Here is a 22,106-nt window from a genome sequence, read left to right on the forward strand (position 1 = left end):
TGGAGTCCCCGCCGACCTTTACCACCCCAGGTAGTAAAGGTCGGCGGGGACTCCCAGGTTTTAAAAGCGTGACTGTCGCTGTTTGGTCGACCAGGTCAGTTTTGGGGGCCGGGGTGACCTGCGAAGACATCAAGCCTGACGGGCTTCGCAGGTCACCCCGGCCCCCAAAACGCCCTAAGCCACCGCTACGACGGCCCAGCCGTGCTCCCGCGGACGGTGAGCGAAGTGGCCAGTTCCAGCCCGACCTGAGGCCGCTCCTCCCCACGCCCCAAGGCCAGCGCCAGCTCGGTGGCGGCCACGGCCATCTCGGTGAGCGGTTGGTGGACGGTCGTGAGTGGAGGATCGACCAGGGCGGCGATCGGCAGGTCGTCGAAGCCGACCACGCTCAGGTCCGCGGGGATCCGCCGCCCGAGCAGCCGCGCCGCCTGGTAGACGCCGAGCGCCTGCAGGTCGTTGCCGGTGAAGATCGCCGTGGGCGGCTCGGGGCGATCCAGCAGGGCGAGCGCGGCGGCGCGGCCGTCCTCCTGGGTCAGGTCGGTGCGCACGATCAGGTCGGCGTCCACCGGCAGGCCGGCGGAGTCCATGGCGGCGCGGTAGCCGTCCAGCCGGGCCCGGCAGCACAACACGTCGTCGGGACCACTGATCATCGCGATGCGGCGGTGTCCCAGCCCGATCAGGTGACGGGTGGCCGACCGGCCACCGCTCCAATTCGTCGCCCCGACAAACGGAACGTCGTCCGGCAACTCCATCGTGGGATCGAACACCACGCACGGAATCCCCCGGGCGCGCAGCTGGTTACGCTGCTCCTCCGACAACTGCGCCACCGTCACCACACAAGCCGGACGCCGCGCCAGGGTGTCGTCGATCCAGTAGCGGATCATGTTGCGCTCCGGGCCGAACTCGGTCAGCACGACACCCAGCCGGTGCGCCCGGGCCACCCGCTCCACCCCGCGGATGATCTCGACCCCCCACATGTGCTCCAACTCGTCGAAGACGAGCTCCATCGTGGTGCTGCGGTGGACCGGATTCGACTTGCGGTACCCGTACTGGCTTATCAGGGCCTCGACGCGGGCGCGGGTGTCCGCGGCCACGCCGGAACGGCCGTTGATGACCTTGGATACCGTCGGGATCGACACCCCGGCCGACTCGGCGATGTAGGAGATGGTCACCGGCCCGGCCGGGAAGCCTTCTACGTGCTCCTCGGCGTGTGTCAACCTGGCTCCCCTCCGTAGGCGACGGGCTCGTGTCGAACCAGTCGAACCAGACGGTACCGGCATGGCTCACGGGCGGCGGCGCAGCCAGGCGGGCAGCCACCAGTTCGCGGGGCCGAGCAGGCTCATGACGGCCGGCACCAGGACCAGGCGGACGACGGTGGCGTCGAGCAGGACCGCGGTGGCCAGGCCGAGGCCGATCATCCGGGCGAACGGCGACGGGTTGGCGACGAAGGCGAGGAACACGGCGGTCATGATGAGCGCGGCCGAGGTGATCACCCGCCCGGTGGCGGCGATGCCGCGGGCGACCGAGTCGACGGTGTCGCCGCTGGTGCGGTACGCGTCGCGGATGCGCGAGAGCAGGAACACCTCGTAGTCCATGGACAGTCCGAAGAGGACGGCGAAGAAGATGGCGGGCAGCGGTGAGGGAATGACGAGCGGCCCCTCCAGGCCGAACAGGCCCTTGAGCCACCCCCACTGGAACACGGCGACCACCACGCCGTAGGCGGCGCCGATCGACAGCAGGTTCATCAGGACGGCCTTGAGCGGCACGAGGATCGATCGGAACACCAGCATGAGCAGCAGGAACGAGGCGGCCAGGATCGCGGCGACGAAGATCGGCAGGGTACGCGCGAGCTGCCGGCTCAGGTCGTCGGTCATGGCGGTCAGGCCCGCGACAGAGACGTTGGCGGGCACCAGGCCGCGGATGCGGTCGAGGGTCTGGGACGTCGCGGCGTCGCCGGGTGCGGTGGTGGTGACCAGGCGCAGCACGACCGCGTCCGCGGCCGGGGACGCCTGTGGCTCGCCGATCGAGGCGATGCCGGGGTCGGCGGCGACGCGCTCGGCCAGCGCGGCGATGTCGCCGGTGCCCGCGCCGGGGCCGCGCAGGTCCACGACCAGCAGCAGCGGGCCGTTGACTCCCGGGCCGAAGCCGTCGGCCAGCAGGTCGTAGGCGCGCCGGTGGGTGGTGCTCGCCGAGTCGTCGCCGGCGTCGGGAAAGCCGGTCCGCATCCCCAGCGCCGGGACCGCCAGCGTCAGCAGGAGCGCCGCCGCCGCGAGGAGGTAGGGCCATGGCCGCCGGGAGATGTGGTGGGCCAGGCGCCACCAGGCGGTGCCGGGCGCGCGCCGCCGGCGCCGCCGGAGCCGGCCGCGGTCGATGCGGTCGCCGAGCAGCGCGAGCAGGGCGGGAAGGAGCGTCATGGCGGCGGCGGTGGCGCCGAGCACGACCAGCGCGGTGCTGAGCCCGATCGAGACCAGAAAGCCCATGCCGGTCAGCGCCAGCGCCGCCATCGCCACGACGACGGTCCCGCCGGCGAACAGGACGGCGGAGCCGGCCGAACCCATCGCCTCGGCCAGCGCGGTGGTGTTGTCCCGGCCGGCCGCGCGGCTCTCGCGGTAGCGGGCCGTGATGAACAGGGCGTAGTCGATGCCGACGCCCAGTCCGACCATGGCGGCGATCGTCGGCGCGGCGGTGGACACGTCCATCGCGTTGGCCAGCAGCGTGACGCCGGCGAGGCCGGCGGCGACCACGAGCAGCGCGAGCACGATCGGCACCAGGGCGGCCACGACCGTCCCGAACGCCACCAGCAGCACGATGAGCGCGGCCAGCACCCCGGCCGCCTCCGCCCCGAGGTCGGGGTCTCGGCGTTGATGAACGCCGCGTCGCCGCCCAGCTCCGCCGTCACACCCGCTCGGCGGGCCGGCTCCAGCGCCCCGCCGATCGCTTCGAAGGGTCCCGGGCCGAGCCGCGTCGCGGGCGCGTCGAAGGCGATCTCGGCGTACCCGATGCGGCCGTCGGATGAGACGGTGCCGGCGGCGAACGGATCCGCCACCGCGGTGACGTGCTCGACGGCGGTGATCCGCGCGACGGCGGCCTCGACGGCGGACCGCTGGTCCGCCAGCCGCTGGCCGTCCGGCGCGGCGAAGACCGCCAGGGCGTTGCCGCCGGCCGCCTCGGGGAACCGCTCCTCGAGCAGCTCCATCGCCCGCTCGCTCTGGCTGCCGGGGGCGATGAAGTCGTCGGCGAACGAGCCGCCGGCCGTGCCGGCCAGCGCAATGATGATCATGGCCGTGACCGTCCAGGCGGCGATCGTGATCCAGGGCCTGCGGGCGCTGGCCGCGCCGATGCGCCGGGTGAAGGAGTTCATGGCCGTCATCGTGGGCGCCGCCACCGGGCGCCGTCTCCCGGCGCCGGACGGACCGGCCCTCCCCCGCCGGGCGGGATGGCGTACGCGGCGCCTCCGCCCAGCGGCGGAGGCGGGCCCCACCGTGCGGGCGGATGACGGCGCCGCGTGCCCTGGCCTACCGTGACCTGGTATGAACCGGACGGCCCTGTCCTCGCGCGGCTTCCGCGGCCCGTTCGCGCGCTGGCCGCGGGCCGCTGACGCGGTGCTCGCGGCGTTGCTGCTGCTGACGACGGTGTTCCTGACCGAGGGCCCCGGCGACTCGATGGTGCTCCGGCCGATCACCGACGTCCCGCCCGCCGCCCTCGTCGTCTTCACCGTCGCCGGGGCCGTGTTCTCCCAGCGCCGCCGCCGGCCGCTCGCGGTCCTCGCCGTGGCGGTCGCCGGCTGGGCGCTCCTGCTGCCGGCCGGGCACGGCGACCTGGGCCTGATCGCGATCTTCGCGCTGTACAGCGTGGGCCGCTACGCGGCGAGCAGCCGGCGGGGCCAGGTCGGCCTGGCAACCGCGATCGCCGTGCTCAGCCTCGACGGCCTGCTCGCGTCCACCCCGTGGGCGAACACCGGCTTCGGCGCCGTGGTCATGTTCGTGGCCTGGTACGTCGGGCGGCGCCTGCGGCTACGCGAGGAGCGCGCCGCGCAGCGGCTGCGCCAGCAGGCGGCCGAGACCCGCCGGATCATCGCCGAGGAGCGCACCCACATCGCCCGCGAACTCCACGACGTGGTCGCCCACCAGGTGAGCATGATGACGGTACAGGCCGGTGCGGCGCAGGCCGTCGCGGACGCGGACCCGGAAGGCGCCCGCCAGGCGATGGCCGCGGTCGAGCAGGCCGGGCGTCAGGCGCTGGAGGAACTGCGGCACCTGCTGGGCGTGCTGCGCCCCGAGACCGAACGCGACGGCCTCGGCCCCCAACCCGGGCTCGCCGACCTGCCCCGGCTCATCGCGCAGGTCCGCACGGCGGGATTGGACGTCCGGCTCACCAACGACCTGCGGACCCCGCTACCCACCCGGGTGCAGTTGTCGGCGTACCGGATCATCCAGGAGGCGCTCACCAACGTTCTCAAACACGGCGGACCGCGCACAATGGCCGAAGTACACCTATCCGAGGAAGGAACGGACATCACCCTCGAAATCCTCGACCACGCCCCACCGGGACTCACCCGCCCGCAGACGGGCGGGCACGGGATCGTCGGCATGCGCGAGCGCGCGACCCTGCTCGGCGGCAGCCTCGAAACCGGCCCGCGTCCCGCGGGCGGCTTCCGGGTCCTCGCCCGCCTCCCACTGGCCGGAGAGCCCGCATGAACGCACCCCGCGGCATCACCGTCGTCGTCGCCGACGACCAGGCGCTGGTCCGCGGCGGCTTCACCATGATCCTGCGGACCCACCCCGACATCGAGGTCGTGGCCGAGGCCGGCACCGGAATCGAAGCGATCGAGGCCGCGCACCGGCACCATCCGGACGTCATCCTCATGGACATCCGCATGCCCGAGCTCGACGGCCTCCAAGCGACCGAACGCATCCTGCGGGACGCCGACTGGCCCGTCCGGATCCTGATCCTCACCACCTTCGACCCCGACGAGTACGTCTACCAGGCGCTGCGCGCCGGTGCCAGTGGCTTCGTCCTCAAGGACATCCCACCCCAGCAGCTGGCCACCGCGGTACGCACCATCGCCGACGGCGGCGCGCTCATCGCCCCCTCGATCACCCGCCGCCTCATCAGCCGCTTCGCCGAACGCCCCACCGTCAACACCGCCGTGGCCGACCGCCTGCACCGCCTCACCGACCGCGAACGCGACATCGTGACCGCCGTCGCCCGCGGCGCCACCAACACCGAGATCGCCCAGCAGCTCTACATCGGCCCGGCCACCGTCAAGTCACACGTCTCCAGCATCCTGACCAAGCTCGGCCTCCGCGACCGTGCCCAGATCGTCGTCTTCGCCTACGAAAGCGCCCTCGTCGAGCCCGGCGCCCACGACATCGGCCACTGACCCGCCAGCGGTCGCTGACCTCCACGACCTCCTCGCACTCGCCGGACAGTGGCTCGAAGCTGTCGAGGTAGCGGGCCCTGTCCTGAGGCGGGAGAAGCTCAGGGGTGACTGGACCGGGCTAGTTATGCTGTGGCGTCCCTCTGCGACCGGAAGTGCGGTTGGAGGCAGTCGAGATGAGTGACCGCCGTCCTTCCTCCGGCGTGCTCCGCAAGGTGCTCGTCGCCCTCGGCTCCGGGCTGCTCACGTACGTCGTCACCAGCCTCGGCCCCGGCGCGGACATCAGCCTGTCGGTGCTGATAGGCGGGGTGAGCCTGCTGGTGAGCTACATGGTGGACTTTGAGCGGCGGCTCGAAGCGACGGAATCCGCGGTACAGAAGGATGTCCGGGAAACCCAGGACCTGGTGCGGCGCGAGCTCCGCAAGATCAACGAGGCCACCGAGCTGTTCATGGGCGTGGAGTCGTCGGCCGTGGGCTCGGACCACGTCGTGCAGTTGGTGCAGAGCGCCAGCCGGATCGTTCCCCATGCTCCCCCGCTGGTCGCGGCCTTCGCGGACGGCGAGATCCAGCGCATGACGACGCTGTTGAAGTCGCTCGGCGACGGCGGTGACGTGGCCTACGACGGCGAGGACCGCGACTGGCTGTTGGGCTTGACCCGCAACGCCTCGGCGACGATCGACGCGACCAGCCTGACGACCGTCGACGCCCAAGGCGAGTCCAATGTCGACGGCGGACTGTGGCTCAGCGATCTGGGACAGCGGTACCTGGAGGTCCAGCGCGACGCGGTCCAGCGGGGGGTGCGGATCCGGCGGGTCTTCGTGCTGGACCGGCCGGAGATCATCGACGACGCCGGCATGCGAGAGGTTGTCCAGCTACAGATGTCGCTCGGGATCGACGTGCGGGTCCTGGACCCGTCCGCGCTGACCCGGACCATCCGCACCTCCCTGCTCGACTTCATCCTCTTCGACGGCGTCGTCAGCTATGAGGTGACGCCGGCCGCGCGGATCGCCGACGATTCCAAGCCGGTCATCGTCAGCACCAGGCTCGTCCTGCGCCCGGACCGGGTCGCCGACCGCCAACAGCGGTTCCAGGATGTCTGGGCATCGGCGCGGTCGCTGCCGGAGACCCGGGGTCGCCATGACGCAGCCGGTTCCACGCCGATGGAACGACCGGATCCCGCCGCCGCTGCGCAAGATGGCCGTCTCGCTGGGCACGGGTGGGGTGGCCCTGCTGTGCGCGAGCGTCATCGGCAAGGGCGATCCACTCTGGTCGGTGGGCTTCGGGTTCTTCATCGCCAGCGTCTCGTTCCTCGCCCAACAACTGCTGACGGTCGACCACGGGCTACGAGCGGTCAAGGCGGCGCAGGAGAACACCGCGGCGGCCACGACGGCGCTGGTGAGCCGGCGGTTCTCCGACGTCGGCGACGCGACCCGGCTGCACGAGTCGATCGGTGCCTCCCTGGTCAGTCACGACTCGGTCCGTGAGCTGGTCGCCGATCTGGTGCGCATCGGTGATCGGCCGCCGCTGGTACAGCAACTCGCCATCGCCGAGTTCAGGCGCCTGGCGGTGCTCGTCAACGAGCTGAGCGACGGCACCATCAGCAGCTGCGAAGGAGAGGACCGGACCTGGTTACTCACCCTGACCAGCACGTGCCGGCAGACCATCGACGCCATCACGATCGTCACCGTCGAGCGCGGGCAGCTCCTCATCGACGGTGGCCCCCGCCGGTCGGACCGCGCACAACGGTACTTCGACGCCCAGATCGCCGCGCTCCAGCACGAGGACGGCCGGGCGATGGAGATCCGGCGCATCCTCGTGGTGGAGCGCGGCGACGTCACCGAACTGGCGGACTTCGTCGCCTTCCGCAACGCGCAGGAGGCTGCCGGCATCAAGACCCGGGTCTGGGATCTGTCCACCGGCGTCGGCCGCGAGTACGGCGACTCGTTCGAGCTGGTCATCTTCGACCGCGCGGTCTGCTATCTGCCGAGCCCGGCCGCCCGTACCTCGCACGGCGAGCGGCCCGTCCTCGTCAACACCCAGCTGGAAATCGATCCGGAACGGGTACGCCGCCGGGTCCAGCACTTCGAGCGGCTGTGGGACGCGCTGCGCAGACCCGCCCGCCGGCGCTCGCCCTGACCCTGGGGAGCCCGTTCAGGCGCTGAACGGTGGGGTGTCGGTGGGGCAGACGACTCCGGGCGGTGGCAGCACGAGGTCGACGAGGTAACGCGCCGCGATGGCCTGTGCGCAGCCGCTTCGCGGGCGGTTCGGGCGTCCGAGGCTGGTGTGGCCGAAGGCGTCGACGCTGACCAGCCGGGCGCCTCCGAGCTGTGCCGCCATCCGCTGGTTGAACGCGTAGTTGGTGGCCGGGTCGTGGTAGTTGCCGAACAGCAGCAGCGGCTGGGCGGGGACCCGGTTCCACGGCCCGTCGTACCGGTCGGGATGGCGGGCGGGCCAGGTGGCGCAGAAGACACCGCCGAAGGCGTGGGCGCGGCCGACGGTCGGCGCCTGGCGTTCCCAGCGGGGCGCGACCGCGGGGAAGACGTTCTGGTTCGCCGGGTACGGCTCGTCGGCGCAGGTGACCGCGTACTCCGACTCGTTGCCCGTGTACGGGGTGCCGGCCGCGGCGAGACGGGGCGACGCGGCGAGCGGTCCGCCTCCGGTCGGGTGGATGGCTTCGTAGACGGCTTGCAGCTGCGCCGCCAACTCGGCGTACCGCTGCGGCGCGTACAGGGTGAAGGCCACCGCGGTGGTGAACGCGCTCAGGTCCACCTCGCCGAGCCCGGGGACGGTCACCGGCCCCTGCCGCAGCCGCCGACGGATGTCCGCCAGCTTCGCCTCCGGGTCGCCGCCGCTGAACGCGCACCGCGCCCCGACCTCGGCGCAGCGCCGCAGGAACGCGTCGATGACGGACTCCATGCCGACGGCACGCCGACGCAGGTACTCCAGCCCGTTCGTGGTGCGCAGCGCCGGATCGACGTTGCCGTCACCGACGATCGCGCGGACCCGGTGCGGGTACAGGTTGGCGTAGGTGGCGCCGACGAGCGTGCCGTACGAGAAGCCGAGGTAGGTCAGCCGCCGGTCGCCCACGGCCGCGCGCAGCCTGTCGAGGTCGCGGGCGACGTTCGCCGTGGACACGTGGGCCAGCAGCGGCCCGCCCCGCGCCGCGCAGGCGTCGGTGAGCTCCCGGTTGGCCCGCAGCGTCGACTCGATCTGCGGGCGGGTGACCGGCACCGGGACCACCCCGCCGTACACGGCCTCGGCCTCCTCGTCGGTGGCGAAGCACCGGATCGCCGCGCTGAGGCCGACGCCCCGCGGGTCGAAGCCGACCACGTCGAAACGCCGCAAGACCTCGGCCGGGAGCACGCCGTCCAGCTCGATGGGCAGCAGCGTGCCCCGGCCACCGGGCCCGCCCGGGTTGACGAACAGCGACCCGATCCGGTGGGCCGGATCGTCGGCCGCACGGCGCAGCAACGCCAGCGACACCGAGCCCGCCGCGGGCCGCCCATGGTCGACGGGTACGGCGTAGCTGGCGCAGTCGTACCTGTGCCGTTCCTCGGCCGGCACGCCACCGACCAGCTGCTCCGGGCAGTCCTGCCACCGGATCGTCCCGGCCCGACCGGCCGCGCCCGCCGGGCCGGCCGGCCAGGCCAGGCCAGCGGAACGCACAGCGCGAGCACCGCCAGCACGGCCACCGGCCGGGACATCCGTGCGGGCCGGCGAAGCTCCATATCGGGCAGTCTGCACCACCGGGCCGGCCGCATACATCGCGGCGAATCCCTAAGGGCTCACCCTGACGACGAGCTTGCCGAGCGTCCCGCCGGTGAAATCGGCGATCGCCCGTGGCGCCTCGGCGAGCGGGTACGTCGTGGCGACCGGCACCCGCAGCCGTCCGGCGACGACATCGGCGGCGAGACCGTCCAAAGTGATGGCCGAGGGGTCGGCCATCACCGCGATGGCTTTGATGTCCGCGCTTTCCGGGGTGAAGTTCAATGTGCTGGCGAACCGTCCACCCTGGACGACCAGGCCGGCCACCGCCGCGCCGTCGCCGGCCAGGTGCAGGGCGGCCGGCACGCCGTCCGGCGCGATCGCGCGTACCTGGGTCACGAGGTCGGTGTGGTCCACGGCCCAGGCCGCGCCGAGCGCGGCCACGAACGCGGCCTCCGGCCCCGGCCGGCCGGTGGCGATGACGTCCGCGCCGCGCGCCACCGCCAGTTGCACCGCGTACGCGCCGACGCCGCCGGTCGCGCCCGAAACGAGGACGGTGTCGCCGGGGCCGACCTCCAGCGCGTCGACGGCGTCGCGCGCGGCGGTGCCGGCCAGGCCCAGCGCGGCGGCCCGGACGCTGTCGAGGCCCGGCGGGATCCGGGTCAGGCCGTACCCCTCCCCCACGACCAGGTACTCGGCGAAGCCGCCCTGCCCGAGGGTCGGGCGCATCACCACGCCGTACACCTCGGCGCCGACGTCTACTGTGGACACGCCGGCGCCGACGGCGGCGACCACGCCGGCGAAGTCCTTGCCGAGCACGACCGGGAAGTCGTGCTCGTACACGCCTTTGAGGTAGCCGCCGAGCACGCCGAGGTCGAAGCCGTTGACGGACGCGGCGCGTACCCGGACGAGAACCTCGCCGGGGCCCGGCTCGGGCACCGGCAGGTCGGTGACGGCGGGCGCCGCGCCATGGTCGGAGAATGCCACTGCACGCATGGTGGTATCACACTTTCTGTACGTTGGTTACTTCTTGTGCGCATGGAAAGTTTGATCCAGAATCCGGGTATGGCGGAAGACGGCACTTTGACCCGCGTAACGCACACCGATGTGCGCGAGCCGACCTGCGAGCTGCGCGAGATCCTCGACCGGGTCGGCGACAAATGGAGCATGCTGGTGCTGCACCTGCTCGCCGCCGGGCCGCGGCGGTACTCGGAGCTGCACCGGGCGATCGACGGCATCTCGCCGCGGATGCTCACGCTGACGCTGCGGAGCCTGGAGCGGGACGGGCTGGTGAGCCGGAGCGTCACGCCGACCTCGCCACCCCGCGTGGACTACACGCTCACTGCGGTCGGCGAGACCCTCCAGCCGCCGGTGCACGCCCTCATCGAGTGGGCGCAGGTGCACCGCGACTACGTGAGCAAGTCCCGGGAGCACTACGACATCGCCGAGCGGGGCGGCCAGGCGCTATAGACCCGCCGCGGCGTTTCCGGCGTCGAGCAACCGGCGGGCGTCCGCGCGGGACCGGATGCGCACGAACGTCAGGTGCCGCCACATCGGGTCCGCCGCCATGGCCAGATACCGCTCCCGGTAGACCGAGTGCCGGCGCCAGGCCCACACGACGACCGACTCCTGCGGGTCCCGGGCGAAAAGGTTGCGCCACTGCTCACGGTTGCCGTTCCACAGCTCGACCCGGAGCGCGACCCGGCGCAGCGTACGCAGGATGACCTGGCGCATCACCGTACGCCGAGGCGGATCGAGCACGACCACCGTGTCGGCCCGTGCCCACACCAGGTCCCGGACCGCCGAGTAGTTGCCGTCCACGACCCAGCCACCGGCCGCGGTGGCCGCGTCGACGAGCGCGCGAAACTCCTCCGTGGGAAGCGGCTGCCAATCGGCCTGGTGATAGATGCCGTCGAGTTCGACATGGGGAACGCCGAGCCGGGCCGCGAGCGCACGGCCCAGCGTCGTCTTGCCGGAGCCGGAGTTGCCAACCACCGATACGCGCATCATGACGCGTCAGGATAGGTATTCGAGCGCGGCGTGGTGCAGGGCGTGACCGCCGGAGTACAGCGCCGGCCCGGTGTGTGGATGGCGTTGGCCGGCGAACCCGCTGAACCGGCCGCCGGCCTCGGTGACGATCAGCGACGTGGCCGCGAAGTCCCATACCTGGCCCGGGTCTGCACCGCGAGGTCCAGCTCGCCGCCGGCGACCAGCAGGGCGGGGTGCGCCGCCCAGGGCCGCGGGGCGGTCACCGCCGACAGCCGGGCGACGAGCCAGCGGTCCTGCGGCAGCGCGGCCGGTCCCGGTACCACGGCGAAGCGGCTGGCCGGTACGCCGGCCGGTGGCTGGCCGGTGACGGAGATGCGCCGTTCGCGATCGGGGCCGGCATCGGTGAGGTCGGCGACGAACGCGCCCGCTCCCGCTTCGGCCCACCAGATCCGCCGCTGCGCCGGGGCGGCCGCCACGCCGACCACCACCTCGCCGTCGACCTCCAGCGCGACGAGGACCAGCCAGCGGTCGCCGCCCTCGGCGAAGCCCACGGTTCCGTCGATCGGGTCGATGATCCAGCGCCGGCCCCCGTCGCCGTGCTGGCCTTCCTCCTCGCCGAGGATCGCGTCGCCGGGCCGGGCCGCCCCCAGCACCCGCCGGATGACCGCCTCCACCGCGCGGTCGGCCTCGGTCACAAGGCTGCCGTCCGGCTTCTCCTCGCGGTGCACCTCCGTGATCCGCGCGAAGTACCCCATCGCCAACCGGGCGCCGTCCACCGCGGCACCGACCGCCAAATCAAGATCGTCGGACATCCCCCATCATCGCCGACGCCCACCCGCTGCCCCGATCCAATCCCTCTCCCCCGCCGCCGCCGTCGATCAAGGCTTCCTACGCCGATCAAGGGCGTCCGCGCCTACGCAACGCCGTCGACAAAGGCTTCCTGCGTCGATCAAGGGCGTCCGACGCAACGCCGTCGATCAAGGCTTTCCACGTCGATCAAGGGCATACGGCCGTGATTGGATCTCAGATCCGCGACCATTTGCCCTTGATCGACGGGAAAGTCCTTGATCGGCGGCGCCGCCGCCGCGCCACACGAGCACGGGCGCGCGGTCGTCGACGCCCATCCGTCCCGCCCCCGCCGCCGGATCTGTGAGTCCGCGCCGACGCGACGCCGTCGATCAAGGATTTCTGCGTCGATCAAGGGCATACGGCCGTGGATCGGAGATCAAACCACGGCCGTATGCCCTTGATCGGCGGGGAAAGCCTTGATCGGCGCCGCTCCGCGCCCGCGCGGCGCCGCACGGACGCGGAGCGAGGACGGCGGGCACCGCGCGAGGGCGGCGGGCGCGGAGCGCGGGCGGCGGGCACCAGAGCGCGGGGCGGAGGTGGGGCCTCGGTGGGGTTAGGGGGCGAAGCGGTGGGTTAGGCGGGCGAGTAGGAGGGCGGTGGCTGGCGTGGCGGATTCGGGGGCGCTGCGGGCCAGGGCCTCCTCGACTCGCCCCAGGTCGGCGGCGCGGAGCAGGTGGGGCGGTCGCTCGAACAGAGGGCGGAGCCGCGCCGGAACGGCCTGCCGGTCCAGCCCTTGCGCGGTCAGGTCGGTCGGGCGTACGGCGGTCAGGCGCTCGAAGAGGGTGCGGTCGGGCTCGTGCGGCGGGCGCCAGCCGTTGAACACCCGGGCCGCGTGGACCGCGTGGACCAGCGGGAGGGCGAGCGCGAGTTGCCAGAGCGGGTCCCAGGCGCGCCGGCCGGCCAGGTGCCGGATCAGGTACTCGCGCTCGGCGGCGGTCATGGTGCGCCGCACCAGGTCGCTGCCGGTCAGGACGCGTACCGGGTTGACGCCGTCGACCTCGGTCATCGCCGCTCGCAGCCGCCGCCGCAGCCGTTGGGGTGCGCGGTGGTACGCGCGTGCCAGCAGGGCACCGTCCGGGTCGAGCACACGGTACCGGTCCATCTGTCCGGTGAGGACGAACAGCGCCGCCCGTGCGGCCGGGTCGTCGGGTGCGTAGCCGCGGTCCCGGCACCACCGCAGGGCGTGCGAGGCCACCAGGTCCGAGCTGGCGCCGCTGAGCACCGCCGCGTACGTCTGTGCCGGTGTCGCCAGCCCCAGCACGACCCGGCTCAGCCGCCCTACGGCGCCGGTGGCGGCGGGGCGACCGTCCATTTTGTCCCACAGCCTGCGGTCCGGTGTGGACAGCCAGGCGGACCAGGCCGCGCCCAGCGCGTCGTCGGGCAGCGGCTCCGGGTTGGCCAGCACGAGTTCGCGTACGCGCGGGGCGGGTGCGCGCGCCCGCCACAGGGTGGACAGCGCCGGGCCGGACGCGGTGAGCGCGAACTGCTCGGCCGCCGCGACCACGTCCGGGTCCGGGTCGTCGAGCAGGGCGGGCAGCCCGTTGGCCACGCCCTGGGCGGGTGCCTCGTCCAGCCGGCGATGCAGCGCCAGCGTCACGAGGTGGGGCAGCCGGAAGTCCGGGTCCGCCGCGGCTACCGCGCCGGTATGGACGACCACCGCCCGCAACGCCGGATCGCGGGTACGCACCCAGAGTTCGGCGACCGCCGCCTGGGCCCGGGCGGCCAGCGGGTGGTCCGGGGTGCGGGCCAGCTGGCACAGCTCGTCGGGGTGCAGGCGCCCCCACGCACGTTCGCCGCGCCGACCGGGCCGGCCGGCAAGCCAGCTCCACCACCGCACCCGCCACCGCCGCATCGCACCATGATGCCGGGTCGGCTCCACGTCTCCTGAGTCAGACGGTGAACCGCAGTGTCGACGGCTCGCCGCGGGCCAGCCGCTCCGCGTGCTCGGCGACGTTGAGGCAGTCGCCGAGGCCGGCGCCCGCGGCCAGCCGCTCGGCGACCCGGGCCTCGGCCGCCATCAGCTCCGCGGCGGCGCCGAGCGACGCGATCGCGGTGGCCGGGTCGAGCACCACGATGCCGTTGTGATCGGCGATCACGATGTCACCGGCACTGACCCGGACGCCGCCGCAGCTGACCGTTTCACCGACCCGGGCCGGGCGTACGGTCGTACCGGCCATCGGGGTGACGTGCCGGCTGTAGACCGGCAGCTCGCACGCGGCGACGAACCGCAGGTCCCGGTACCCGCCGTCCACGATGATGCCGGCCAACGCCTTCGCGAGCGCGGCGCGGGCGAACAGCTCGCCGGCCAGCGCGGTCTCCCGGCCGCCGCCGTCGACCACCACGACCTGGCCGGGCGACGCCTGCTCGACGGCCTGGATCACGCCGAGGAAGTCGTCCCGGCAGCGCACCGTCAACGCCGGCCCGCACACCATCGGGTTGGCCGACCGGCACCGCAACGCCGGCGACATCACCTTGACGTCCTTCGCCACGTCGCACAGGGCGGTGGTGTCGACCGTCGCGGCGAGCCGCCGGATCGTTGCCAGGTCATCTGCTGTCAGCTGCGCCACGAGGCGACGGTACCGCCCCGACCGGCTATGGGATCACCACCGCCTCCAGCGCGTCGTCGTAGTACTCCAGGCCGTGGTCCGGCGGCACCTCGGCGATGGGCCAGCTGGTGTAGCCCTGGATCGTGCCGGGCAGTTCGACCGCGTTGGCCCCGTAGGTCAGCGCCATGTCCAGCGTCTCGTTCCAGATGGCCGTGGCGCACGTCGTGGGGTCACCGCAGACCTTGTCCGGGGTCGCGGTCTGGTACGCGATCGGCCCACCCTTGGCGGCGATGTACGCGTACATCTGGTAGTAGCTGTTGGGCCGGTCGGGCACCAGCGAGTTGTTGCCGAGCACGCACCGCTGGCCCAGCGCCGTACGGCAGTAGTCGATCATCTGCTTGGTGAACGGCAGGTCCACAGAGGACGTCCATGCCGTGCTGTTGATCCGCTGGTACGGGTTGAACGCCAGGTAGGAGCGCGTCTGCTCCCACACGTCGTGCGCGTCGATCTCCTCGTAGTGGCACAGGTCGTCGGCCGCGCTGGTGTAGCCGGCGGCCTCCAGACCGGGCTGGTTCAGGTCCAGCTGCCCGGTCTGCCGGATGTACGGCTCGGCGAACTCGGTCGTACAGCGGGCGATCGCCACGTCCAGCACCCGCGGATCGTCGTCGTACAGCGCGGCGAGCCGGTCCTGCAGGTTCTGGTACGCGGTGCCGTACTGCGACGTCCAGAAGCGGCCGATCGTGCCGACCTGCGTGCCCGGTGGGGCGTACCACGGGATGGGGGTGGCGCCGCCCAGCGTCTTGGCCCACTCCGGCGCGTTGATCCCGCCGACCACCCGCAACCGCACCTTCATGCCGGCCGCTGTCGCCGCCGCCAGGTCCTGGTCGATCGTCGTGGTGACGAGGGCGCCGCCGTGGTCGGTGCCGGGCTGCTGGTCCGGCTGGACTTCGCTCCAGTCGACCCGGATGACGAAGCGGTCGACGACCGCCGCGTACGCCCCGGTGGCCGGCTTCGCCCGGTCGAGCAGGCCCATCACCGGTTCCTTGAGGACGGTGGTGCCCTCCGCGGCGCCGGGTACGACTACCGCCGCGGCGGCCGACAGCAGGCAGGCGATGCCCATTCGGATTCTCATTTTAAACCCTTTCCTGCCCGGATGGCGGCGCGACCAAACCCGAATGCACCGAACGCCGACACCGCCATATAGAACAATCCACCGACCGCAATGCCCGGGACACCGTCTGTCAGTTGGTCAATCAGAACGACACACCCGAACGAAGTTATTGCCAACGAAGCGACGGCGAGCACGGCGGCCCGTTGTCGAGATTCACTTACAGCCATCACGATATGTCCCCGGTACGCCACCCGCTATACCCGTTCCCCACACGTAACTGATCTGGAGACATCTGCCAAGGTCGCGTGCCCGACTCGCCTGACTTCCCACCCACCAGAGCCAGGCACCCAGAACGGCCGCCACGATTGCCAGGTACGGTCCGAGCAGAGCCACCAACGCCGCCGGCACAAGCCGCTTTGCCGCGAATAGGACTGCCGCCGCTATCGAACCGTGAACCACCCAGCTCTCCAGCACCCAGTCATGCAACCAATAGTCTATGAACCGCGTTTCAGACTTGTTGAAGAGCAGCTTGCATCCCCAGATGTAGCATTTCTTCCGTCGCTGGCCATCCGGGTCCGCGCAGTTGACGGAATCGCCCACACAGTAGTCGTAAGGGTTGGCGTTTCCTGCATATACCGGGTCAGTGGATAGGAAGCGGCCGCTGTCGGGGTTGTACAGCCGGGCGCCCATGGTGATTAGCCCGCCGGGGTTGTCGGCCGGGCGCAGGGCCGCGCCCAGGTATCCGTACCGTTGATCCAGTGTCGCGCCGGAGCGGGACAGGCCGTGCTCGTCCGGCTCGTGAACCGCGGCGATACCGGCAGCCGGGTCGAGAATTGTCGCTACCAGGTCGCCGTGCAGGTTTGTGATCTTCCACGCAACCTGGCTCGCCGCGCTGCTGTAGACGCCGCTCACCGACGAGAAGCCGGGCACGATCCGGCTGTACCAACCGTCCTCGTCCGTCCAGACCGGGTTGTCGGTATCACCGGAGTAGTGGAACGTCTTCACCGCCGTCGTACCGCCGGCGGCGGCGTTCCGGATGCGTTTGTTGATGACGTCCGCCGTGTACGACGTCTGCGCTGAGCCTTGCGTCAGCTGGCGAACCGTGTCATCGGCGTAGTACGCGACGGTGGTGGCCGCGGCACCGGAGGTGGTGTCGCTGGCGGCGATGGTCGTGGTGCGCCCGAGGGCGTCGTAGGAGGTGCCCGCGGTGATGAGGCGGTCGGCGGTGTCGTATGTCCAGGTCGTGGTGGATGAGGATGTGGTCGTTTGGCAACCGCCGCCCGCGTCCGGGCCGTAGGTGGTCAGTCCGGTGCGGTTGGAGGCTGTGCTGTAGGTGTACGCGCGGGTGACACACGCGGCACTCCCGACGGCGTCCCCGATGGAGGTCAGGCGACCCGCCTGGTCGTATCCCAACTTCTGCGCGGACAGGGTGGACGTGCGGACCCGCGCCTGGCCGTGCACGCTGTTGGCCGCGCTCTCGTAGTAGAGCGTGCAGTCGGCGCTGCCGCAGCCGGCGTAGACGTAACCGATGCTGACAGTGGCGCCCGTCTCGTCGCTGTCCACAGTGGCGGAGACACCGTTCGGCCAGGACTGGCTCGCCGTCCTGCCATCGGCGTCGTACTGCGCGGTGAAGGTGCCAGCCTGGCTGTCGACGATCTGCGTCGGCAGGCCACGCCGCTCCGATCCCCCGTCATACGTGTACGTCTGGGTCGCCTTGCCGTCGTTCGTGGTCGCCGTCCTCGACATCACGTCATACGTCGTCGTGGAGACGTTGCCGTCGGCGTCGGTGTAGGACACGACACGTCCGAGCGTGTCGTAGGCGCGGATCACCTGGGCGGTGACGACGTTGCCGGCGTTCACGGTCTGCGTTCTGGTCAGTAACCCGGTGCTGGCGTCGTAGACGTTGCGTCGCCGTTCCAGCGGTTCGCCGAGCCCGCTCGCGGTGGTCACCACGGTCTCGTACTGCCGGCCGGCCGAGTCGTAGACGACCGTCGTGGTCCGCTGCACGCCGGCGCTGGTCTTCTCGGTCTGCACGCGTGGCTGGCCGTACATGTCGTAGGTGGTGACCGTCGCGAGCAGTTCCGGCCCACTGCCCGGCTGCCCGCCCGGGTGGGCGCGGCACAGGGAGCCGGCCCATTCGGCGTGGTTGCCGCACTCCGGGTAGGTGGCGTTGGCGGCCGTCGTGTAGTAGACGACCACGCGAGTCGCGGGAGTGGTGTCGACGGCGCCGCCGGCCGGGGTGGTGTGGGCGGTAATCACGCCCGCGCCGTCGTACGACGTCCTGGTACGGAGGTTGAGACCGCTCGGATCCACGATCTCCACCGTGGGCTGACGCAGCGCCCAGGAGTACTCCGTCTTCGTGGTCCGGGCATCGGTGTTGAGGCCGTCGCCGTACTGGACCGTGGTGGTCGTCGTGGTGACCAGATTCGGCGGCGTCTGGCCAGCCGGCAGCCCTTCGTCGTATGTGTACGCGGTGTGGGTACGGCCACGCACGGCCGAGCCGTCGGGGAGCGCGACGTCGTGCTCCGGGCCGAACGTGTCGAGGAGCCGGACACCGTCGGCGGAGTAGGCCAGCACCTCGGACAGGGCCTCGGCGAGGGTCGCCTCGGCCGATGCGCTGTCCGAGGCGGAGCTGTCGAGCGCGCGGGCCCGGTTGGCCGGGGACAGCTCGCGCACGACGTCGCCGTACTCGTCGTACCACGTGGAGCTGACATGGCCGCCGGGCGCGACCGAGTTGACGGTGCGGCCGTTGGCGTTCAGGTAGGTGAGGCTGGCCCGCTCGTACGAGGACGGCAGCGTGCCGGTCGCCGGATTGCCGCTGGGCACCTGGGTGGCCGGGTAGACCGCGGTGGCGTCCACCGGTGGGGCGGTCTGTCCCCAGCGCGCCGTCTGGCCCGCGGACAGGTCGTAGGCCGAGCCGCTACCCGAGATCGGCACCTGATAGACGACGGTGTTGACCGCGGTGCCGGCGCTGAGCGCGGACCGGGTGACCTTGTGCAACCGGCCCTTGCCCGCGTCGGTGGGCAGGGTCGTGTACGTCAGCTGCCACGGCTCCTGGCCGGCCGGGGTGATGGTCGTCAGGATGCCGTCGGCGTCGTAGGCGTACCGTTGCCACAGGTGGCGCGTCGTGGCCCCGTCGAGCCAGTCCAGCCGCGGGTCCCAGGAGGCCCGCAGCTTGCCCGCGTTGTCGTAGGCGTAGCGCGCCAGCACGACGGTGCGCATCGCCGGGGTGGCCAGGTCGGGGTCCCACGCGACGAACGAGACCTCCTTGACCCGGCCGGCGTAGTCACCCCACGCGGCCTCGGCCACGCCGGTCGCCGTCGTGGTCGTCGCATACGTGAACGTCAGGGCGCGGCACCCCTTGACCAGCGTGGTCCCGCAGGTGACACCGGCGGGTACGGGCGCCAGGACGCGGGTCGGCCGGGTGACGGTCTGCCCGCCGACCGTGGCCTGCTCCCACGAGTACGTGGTCGCGCTGCCCGAGCCCGGCGGCGTCGCGGACGTCGGCATGTACTGCCCCGCCGGGTCCGTCGCCTGCCGGGTGAACGTCACGACGTTCCCGTCGCGGTCGGTCAGCGTGTACGAGTCACCGCTCGTCGTGTAGACCAGGGACAGCCCCGAGGTGCCGTTCTGCACATGGAACGTCGCACCGGTGCCCGTCGTGGCCTGCTGGGTGAACCCGATCGTCGTGTCGTCCGGCAACCCCACCTGCACGAGGCTCCCGTAGGCGTTCAGCTGGGTGTAGGGCGCGGCCGCCTCGCCGACAGTGATGCCGGAGGCCCAACCCGGGCCGAACATCGCGTCGGACCGCCCCGCCTGGCGGGTGTTGAACGTGCGGCCCACCGACAGCCCGCCCACCTGCACGTCGCTCTGGTTGACGGTGTAGTTGCCGGTGATCAGGTTCGCCGCGCCGGGGCCGAGGGGCGTGGTGTCCGCCGTCGCGAGATTCTGGTCGAAGGTGATCTCGACGGCGTTGGTGGCGGTCAGGCCGGCGAACACCGCGCGCAGGTACAGCGGTCCGTCGCGGGCCACCGACGCGGCGTCCGCGGCGGCCAGTGTGGCCGCGACGTCCCAGGTGATCGCCGGGTAGGCGCCCGCGCCGGTCGACGCGACCGGCCAGCTGGCCACCGCGCCGCCGCCGACGGTGTACGTCACGTTCGCCAAGGGGATGTTGACCCAGGTGTCGGTCTCCGCGCGGCGCCATTGGTACCGCACGCCGGTGGAGGTCGGGTGGCCCTGGACGGTGAGGTTGACCTTGGCGGCGGTGACGTCGCCCTCGACCGGCGTGACGATGCCGCCGGGGCCGACCAGGAACGCGTACGCGCGTACCGGTGAGAGGTTGCCGGCCCGGTCCCGGGAGCGGACGTAGAGCACGTGCGGGCCGTCGGTTTTCGGGGTGACGCTCACGTCGACGCTGCCGCCGAGTGCCGCCGGGGCGATCCGCTTGGTCGGCGGGTTCACGTCCAGGCCGTACAGGTAGGCGGCGACGTCGGTGACGCCCGCGGCGCCGAGGGTGAACGTGCCGGCGGTGTGCGCGCCACCGGCCGGTGCCGGCGGTGCCTCCGGGTAGTCGGTGGACGTCACGGTGGGCATGCTGGCGGGCACGGTGGTGTCCACGGTGAACTCGCACCAGCCGGACCAGGCGCCCCAGGCCGCGCCGTCGTAGCCCTGCGCCCGCCACTGGTAGCTGCCGTTGTTGGCCAGGACGGCGGAGGGGACGTCCACGACGCGCCACGAGCCGGACGGGCCCGCCGCGGTGGTCGCCGAGCCGATCGCGGCCGAACCGCCGACCGCCCACCACTCGAACTTCGCCTGCACGGGCGACGCGTCGGGGTCGGAGACCTGGGCGCGCAGCCGCGGCGTCGCCGAGCTGAGGTACGGGCGGGCGGAGCCGGTCACGCACGGGGCCCACGGGTTGGTCGCCACGGCGTTGACCGACGGGGCGGTGTGGTACGTGAGCTGGATGTGCGGCGGGTTGCCCGCCTCGGTCGAGTCGAACCGCTTCCAGCCGTTGCTGTCGGTCTCCGAGGTCGCCCGCAGGCCGAGGTACGCCGTGCCGTCCGTGCCGCCCGCCGCCAGGTGCTGCAGGGCGCCGGTGACCGGCACGCCCACCCATCCGTCGGCGCACGCGGCGCTGAACCCCTTGGTCTCGGTGGAGGCGCCGACCTGTGCCAGCCACGCCGGCTGGGCGCTCCAGCGCACCGCGTTCGTGACCGGGCCGACCCGCCACGCCTGCCACTCCGCCGCGGTGCACGAGGTGGACAGCTCGTTCCACAGCCGCAGCGTCGCCGACTGCACCTGCTTGCCCCACAGCCAGTCCAGGCCCGGGAACGTCAGGAACGACCGGGACACGACCGTCCCGCCGTCCTGCGTGCCGAACTTCAGGATGCCCTGCCCCGACCTGTCGTCCGTGACATCGGACTGCACGAACGTGTCGAAGCCCGCGGACAGCACGACGGACGGGTCGATGGTGACCGGGTACCGGGTGGCCGGGTTGGTCAGCCACGCCACGTCCGGCGTGAGGAGCAGGTCGGTGCGCCCGGACCGGGCGGTGGCGCGCGCCTTGACCGCGGCCACCCGGACCGGCTCGCCGGAGCCCACCCGCCGCTGCGCGTCCCACATCAGGGGTGCGGGCGAGGCACCCACCCGGGCGCCGCTGCGGCGGTCCTTGAGGGCGAAGCCGCCGCGGCCGTCCGGCTCGAACCGTAGCCCCTTGCTCGACAGGGACAGCGGGACCGACCGGACCTGGGCGACCGCGGCGCTGTCGTGCACGACCAGGAACTGCGCGAACCCGGTGCGGGTCGCCTCGACCACCAGGTCGACGCCGGGGCGCACCCGCGGGTAGGTCGCCTTGGCGCCGTCCAGAACGGGTTCGGGCAACGGACCGGACCAGCTCATCGTGGCCGCCCGGTCCCCCGTACCGACCTGGACGAGGTCGTGGCGGCCGGCGCCGGCCTTGCCGGACAGGCGCAGCCCTGCGGGATGGGCGGTCGCGGCCACCGACCCGTCGGCCTGACGTACCAGGGTCAGGTCGACCGGCCGCCAGCCGCCGGCGTCCCGGACCCGCACCGGTGCCGCGTACACCTCCGCCTCGATCGCGCCGGAGGGCAACGCCCAGAACGTCGCGGTCTCGCTCGTCCGGTCCGCGATCTGCACCTTCTTGCCGGTCATCCGGGCCGCGCTCAGCGCGGCCTGCTCGTCCGCGCGGGCCGACACGACGGGACCATCGGCTGTGGACGGTGCCGCCGGAGCCGCTTTCGCCCGGCCCGGCACCACCAGCACGGTCGCCGCGAGGACCAGCGCCACCGGCGCCGCTATCCCGCGCGCGGTGCGCACCCATCCGGTAAAGAACAAACCTCGCCAACCACGCACAGTGGCCTCCCCGGCAGACGACACATGGCGCGCCGAACGCTATGGACGCGCCGATGCGCCGGCAACGACGCCGCCGGTTCGGCTGAATGCCGCAACGACCCCCAAACTGTCCGAACTGGAGCGTCACCGATCGGCCTGCCAGGACAAACAAATCCGC

At 72.2% G+C, this 22,106-nt stretch carries 15 protein-coding genes and 1 pseudogene; 5 read left to right on the top strand and 11 right to left on the bottom strand.

Features of this window, described 5'->3' with window-relative positions; translation table 11 throughout:
• Nucleotides 1–185 precede the first annotated feature (185 nt).
• The 3 genes and pseudogenes from Prum_RS00880 to Prum_RS54835 form a co-directional block, all read right to left on the bottom strand.
• On the bottom strand, nt 186–1,214 hold the full coding sequence (locus Prum_RS00880) for a LacI family DNA-binding transcriptional regulator (protein WP_246277554.1): 1,029 nt from the start codon (nt 1,212–1,214) through the stop codon (nt 186–188).
• A 66-nt stretch (nt 1,215–1,280) separates the two neighbouring features.
• On the bottom strand, nt 1,281–3,011 hold the full coding sequence (locus Prum_RS54830) for an MMPL family transporter (RefSeq protein ID WP_371871347.1): 1,731 nt from the start codon (nt 3,009–3,011) through the stop codon (nt 1,281–1,283).
• Nucleotides 2,918–3,367: pseudogene (locus Prum_RS54835) on the bottom strand (MMPL family transporter); the annotation flags it as partial. The pseudogene Prum_RS54835 and the gene Prum_RS54830, both read right to left, overlap by 94 nt.
• 160 nt (nt 3,368–3,527) lie before the next feature.
• On the opposite strand from Prum_RS54835, the gene Prum_RS00890 reads away from it, so the two are divergent.
• The 4 genes from Prum_RS00890 to Prum_RS00905 all read left to right on the top strand — a co-directional run bounded on the left by Prum_RS00890 (nt 3,528) and on the right by Prum_RS00905 (nt 7,513).
• Nucleotides 3,528–4,694 (top strand): sensor histidine kinase, encoded by a 1,167-nt coding sequence (locus Prum_RS00890; RefSeq protein WP_173073098.1) that lies wholly within the window; start codon nt 3,528–3,530, stop codon nt 4,692–4,694.
• Nucleotides 4,691–5,380 carry a response regulator gene (locus Prum_RS00895; protein WP_173073100.1) on the top strand — a complete coding sequence of 230 codons (690 nt, stop codon included), beginning with the start codon at nt 4,691–4,693 and terminating at the stop codon, nt 5,378–5,380. The genes Prum_RS00890 and Prum_RS00895 overlap by 4 nt, the downstream gene beginning before the upstream one ends.
• 212 nt (nt 5,381–5,592) lie before the next feature.
• Nucleotides 5,593–6,861: a DUF6879 family protein gene (locus Prum_RS00900; protein WP_173073102.1), complete on the top strand. Its 1,269-nt coding sequence runs from the start codon at nt 5,593–5,595 to the stop codon at nt 6,859–6,861.
• Nucleotides 6,773–7,513 carry a hypothetical protein gene (locus Prum_RS00905; RefSeq protein WP_173073104.1) on the top strand — a complete coding sequence of 247 codons (741 nt, stop codon included), beginning with the start codon at nt 6,773–6,775 and terminating at the stop codon, nt 7,511–7,513. Before Prum_RS00900 ends, Prum_RS00905 begins: the two co-directional genes overlap by 89 nt.
• A gap of 15 nt (nt 7,514–7,528) precedes the next feature.
• Here Prum_RS00905 and Prum_RS00910 read toward each other — a convergent pair whose 3' ends face one another.
• Complete coding sequence (locus Prum_RS00910) at nt 7,529–9,043, bottom strand: alpha/beta fold hydrolase (RefSeq protein ID WP_173073106.1); 1,515 nt, start codon at nt 9,041–9,043, stop codon at nt 7,529–7,531.
• A 111-nt stretch (nt 9,044–9,154) separates the two neighbouring features.
• Nucleotides 9,155–10,078: an alcohol dehydrogenase catalytic domain-containing protein gene (locus tag Prum_RS00915; protein WP_173073108.1), complete on the bottom strand. Its 924-nt coding sequence runs from the start codon at nt 10,076–10,078 to the stop codon at nt 9,155–9,157.
• Nucleotides 10,079–10,165: 87 nt separating this feature from the next.
• On the opposite strand from Prum_RS00915, the gene Prum_RS00920 reads away from it, so the two are divergent.
• Nucleotides 10,166–10,552, top strand: coding sequence for a winged helix-turn-helix transcriptional regulator (locus Prum_RS00920; RefSeq protein WP_246277556.1), 387 nt, complete (start codon nt 10,166–10,168; stop codon nt 10,550–10,552).
• Here Prum_RS00920 and Prum_RS00925 read toward each other — a convergent pair.
• The 6 genes from Prum_RS00925 to Prum_RS00950 form a co-directional block, all read right to left on the bottom strand.
• On the bottom strand, nt 10,547–11,092 hold the full coding sequence (locus Prum_RS00925) for an AAA family ATPase (protein WP_173073112.1): 546 nt from the start codon (nt 11,090–11,092) through the stop codon (nt 10,547–10,549). The genes Prum_RS00920 and Prum_RS00925 overlap by 6 nt on opposite strands.
• Before the next feature lie 128 nt (nt 11,093–11,220).
• Nucleotides 11,221–11,883 (bottom strand): inositol monophosphatase family protein, encoded by a 663-nt coding sequence (locus Prum_RS50660; protein WP_246277557.1) that lies wholly within the window; start codon nt 11,881–11,883, stop codon nt 11,221–11,223.
• Between the two features lie 590 nt (nt 11,884–12,473).
• A complete protein-coding gene (locus Prum_RS00935; protein WP_173073116.1) occupies nt 12,474–13,772 on the bottom strand; it encodes a hypothetical protein in 1,299 nt (432 codons plus the stop codon).
• Nucleotides 13,773–13,809: 37 nt separating this feature from the next.
• Complete coding sequence (locus Prum_RS00940; protein WP_246277558.1) at nt 13,810–14,487, bottom strand: RraA family protein; 678 nt, start codon at nt 14,485–14,487, stop codon at nt 13,810–13,812.
• 25 nt (nt 14,488–14,512) lie between these two features.
• Nucleotides 14,513–15,598, bottom strand: coding sequence for a hypothetical protein (locus tag Prum_RS00945; protein WP_173073118.1), 1,086 nt, complete (start codon nt 15,596–15,598; stop codon nt 14,513–14,515).
• Between the two features lie 192 nt (nt 15,599–15,790).
• Nucleotides 15,791–21,913 (bottom strand): DNRLRE domain-containing protein, encoded by a 6,123-nt coding sequence (locus Prum_RS00950; protein WP_173073120.1) that lies wholly within the window; start codon nt 21,911–21,913, stop codon nt 15,791–15,793.
• Between the last annotated feature and the right edge of the window lie 193 nt (nt 21,914–22,106).

Source organism: Phytohabitans rumicis (genome assembly GCF_011764445.1).
GTDB lineage: Bacteria > Actinomycetota > Actinomycetes > Mycobacteriales > Micromonosporaceae > Phytohabitans > Phytohabitans rumicis.

What these genes read in the sequence shown, in the direction of transcription:
- Prum_RS00895 (WP_173073100.1), top strand. Translation starts at nt 4,691, where the DNA reads ATGAACGCACCCCGCGGCATCACCGTCGTCGTCGCCGACGACCAGGCG.
- Prum_RS00890 (WP_173073098.1), top strand. Translation starts at nt 3,528, where the DNA reads ATGAACCGGACGGCCCTGTCCTCGCGCGGCTTCCGCGGCCCGTTCGCG.
- Prum_RS00915 (WP_173073108.1), bottom strand. Translation starts at nt 10,078, where the DNA reads ATGCGTGCAGTGGCATTCTCCGACCATGGCGCGGCGCCCGCCGTCACC.
- Prum_RS00925 (WP_173073112.1), bottom strand. Translation starts at nt 11,092, where the DNA reads ATGATGCGCGTATCGGTGGTTGGCAACTCCGGCTCCGGCAAGACGACG.
- Prum_RS50660 (WP_246277557.1), bottom strand. Translation starts at nt 11,883, where the DNA reads ATGTCCGACGATCTTGATTTGGCGGTCGGTGCCGCGGTGGACGGCGCC.
- Prum_RS00935 (WP_173073116.1), bottom strand. Translation starts at nt 13,772, where the DNA reads ATGCGGCGGTGGCGGGTGCGGTGGTGGAGCTGGCTTGCCGGCCGGCCC.
- Prum_RS00945 (WP_173073118.1), bottom strand. Translation starts at nt 15,598, where the DNA reads ATGAGAATCCGAATGGGCATCGCCTGCCTGCTGTCGGCCGCCGCGGCG.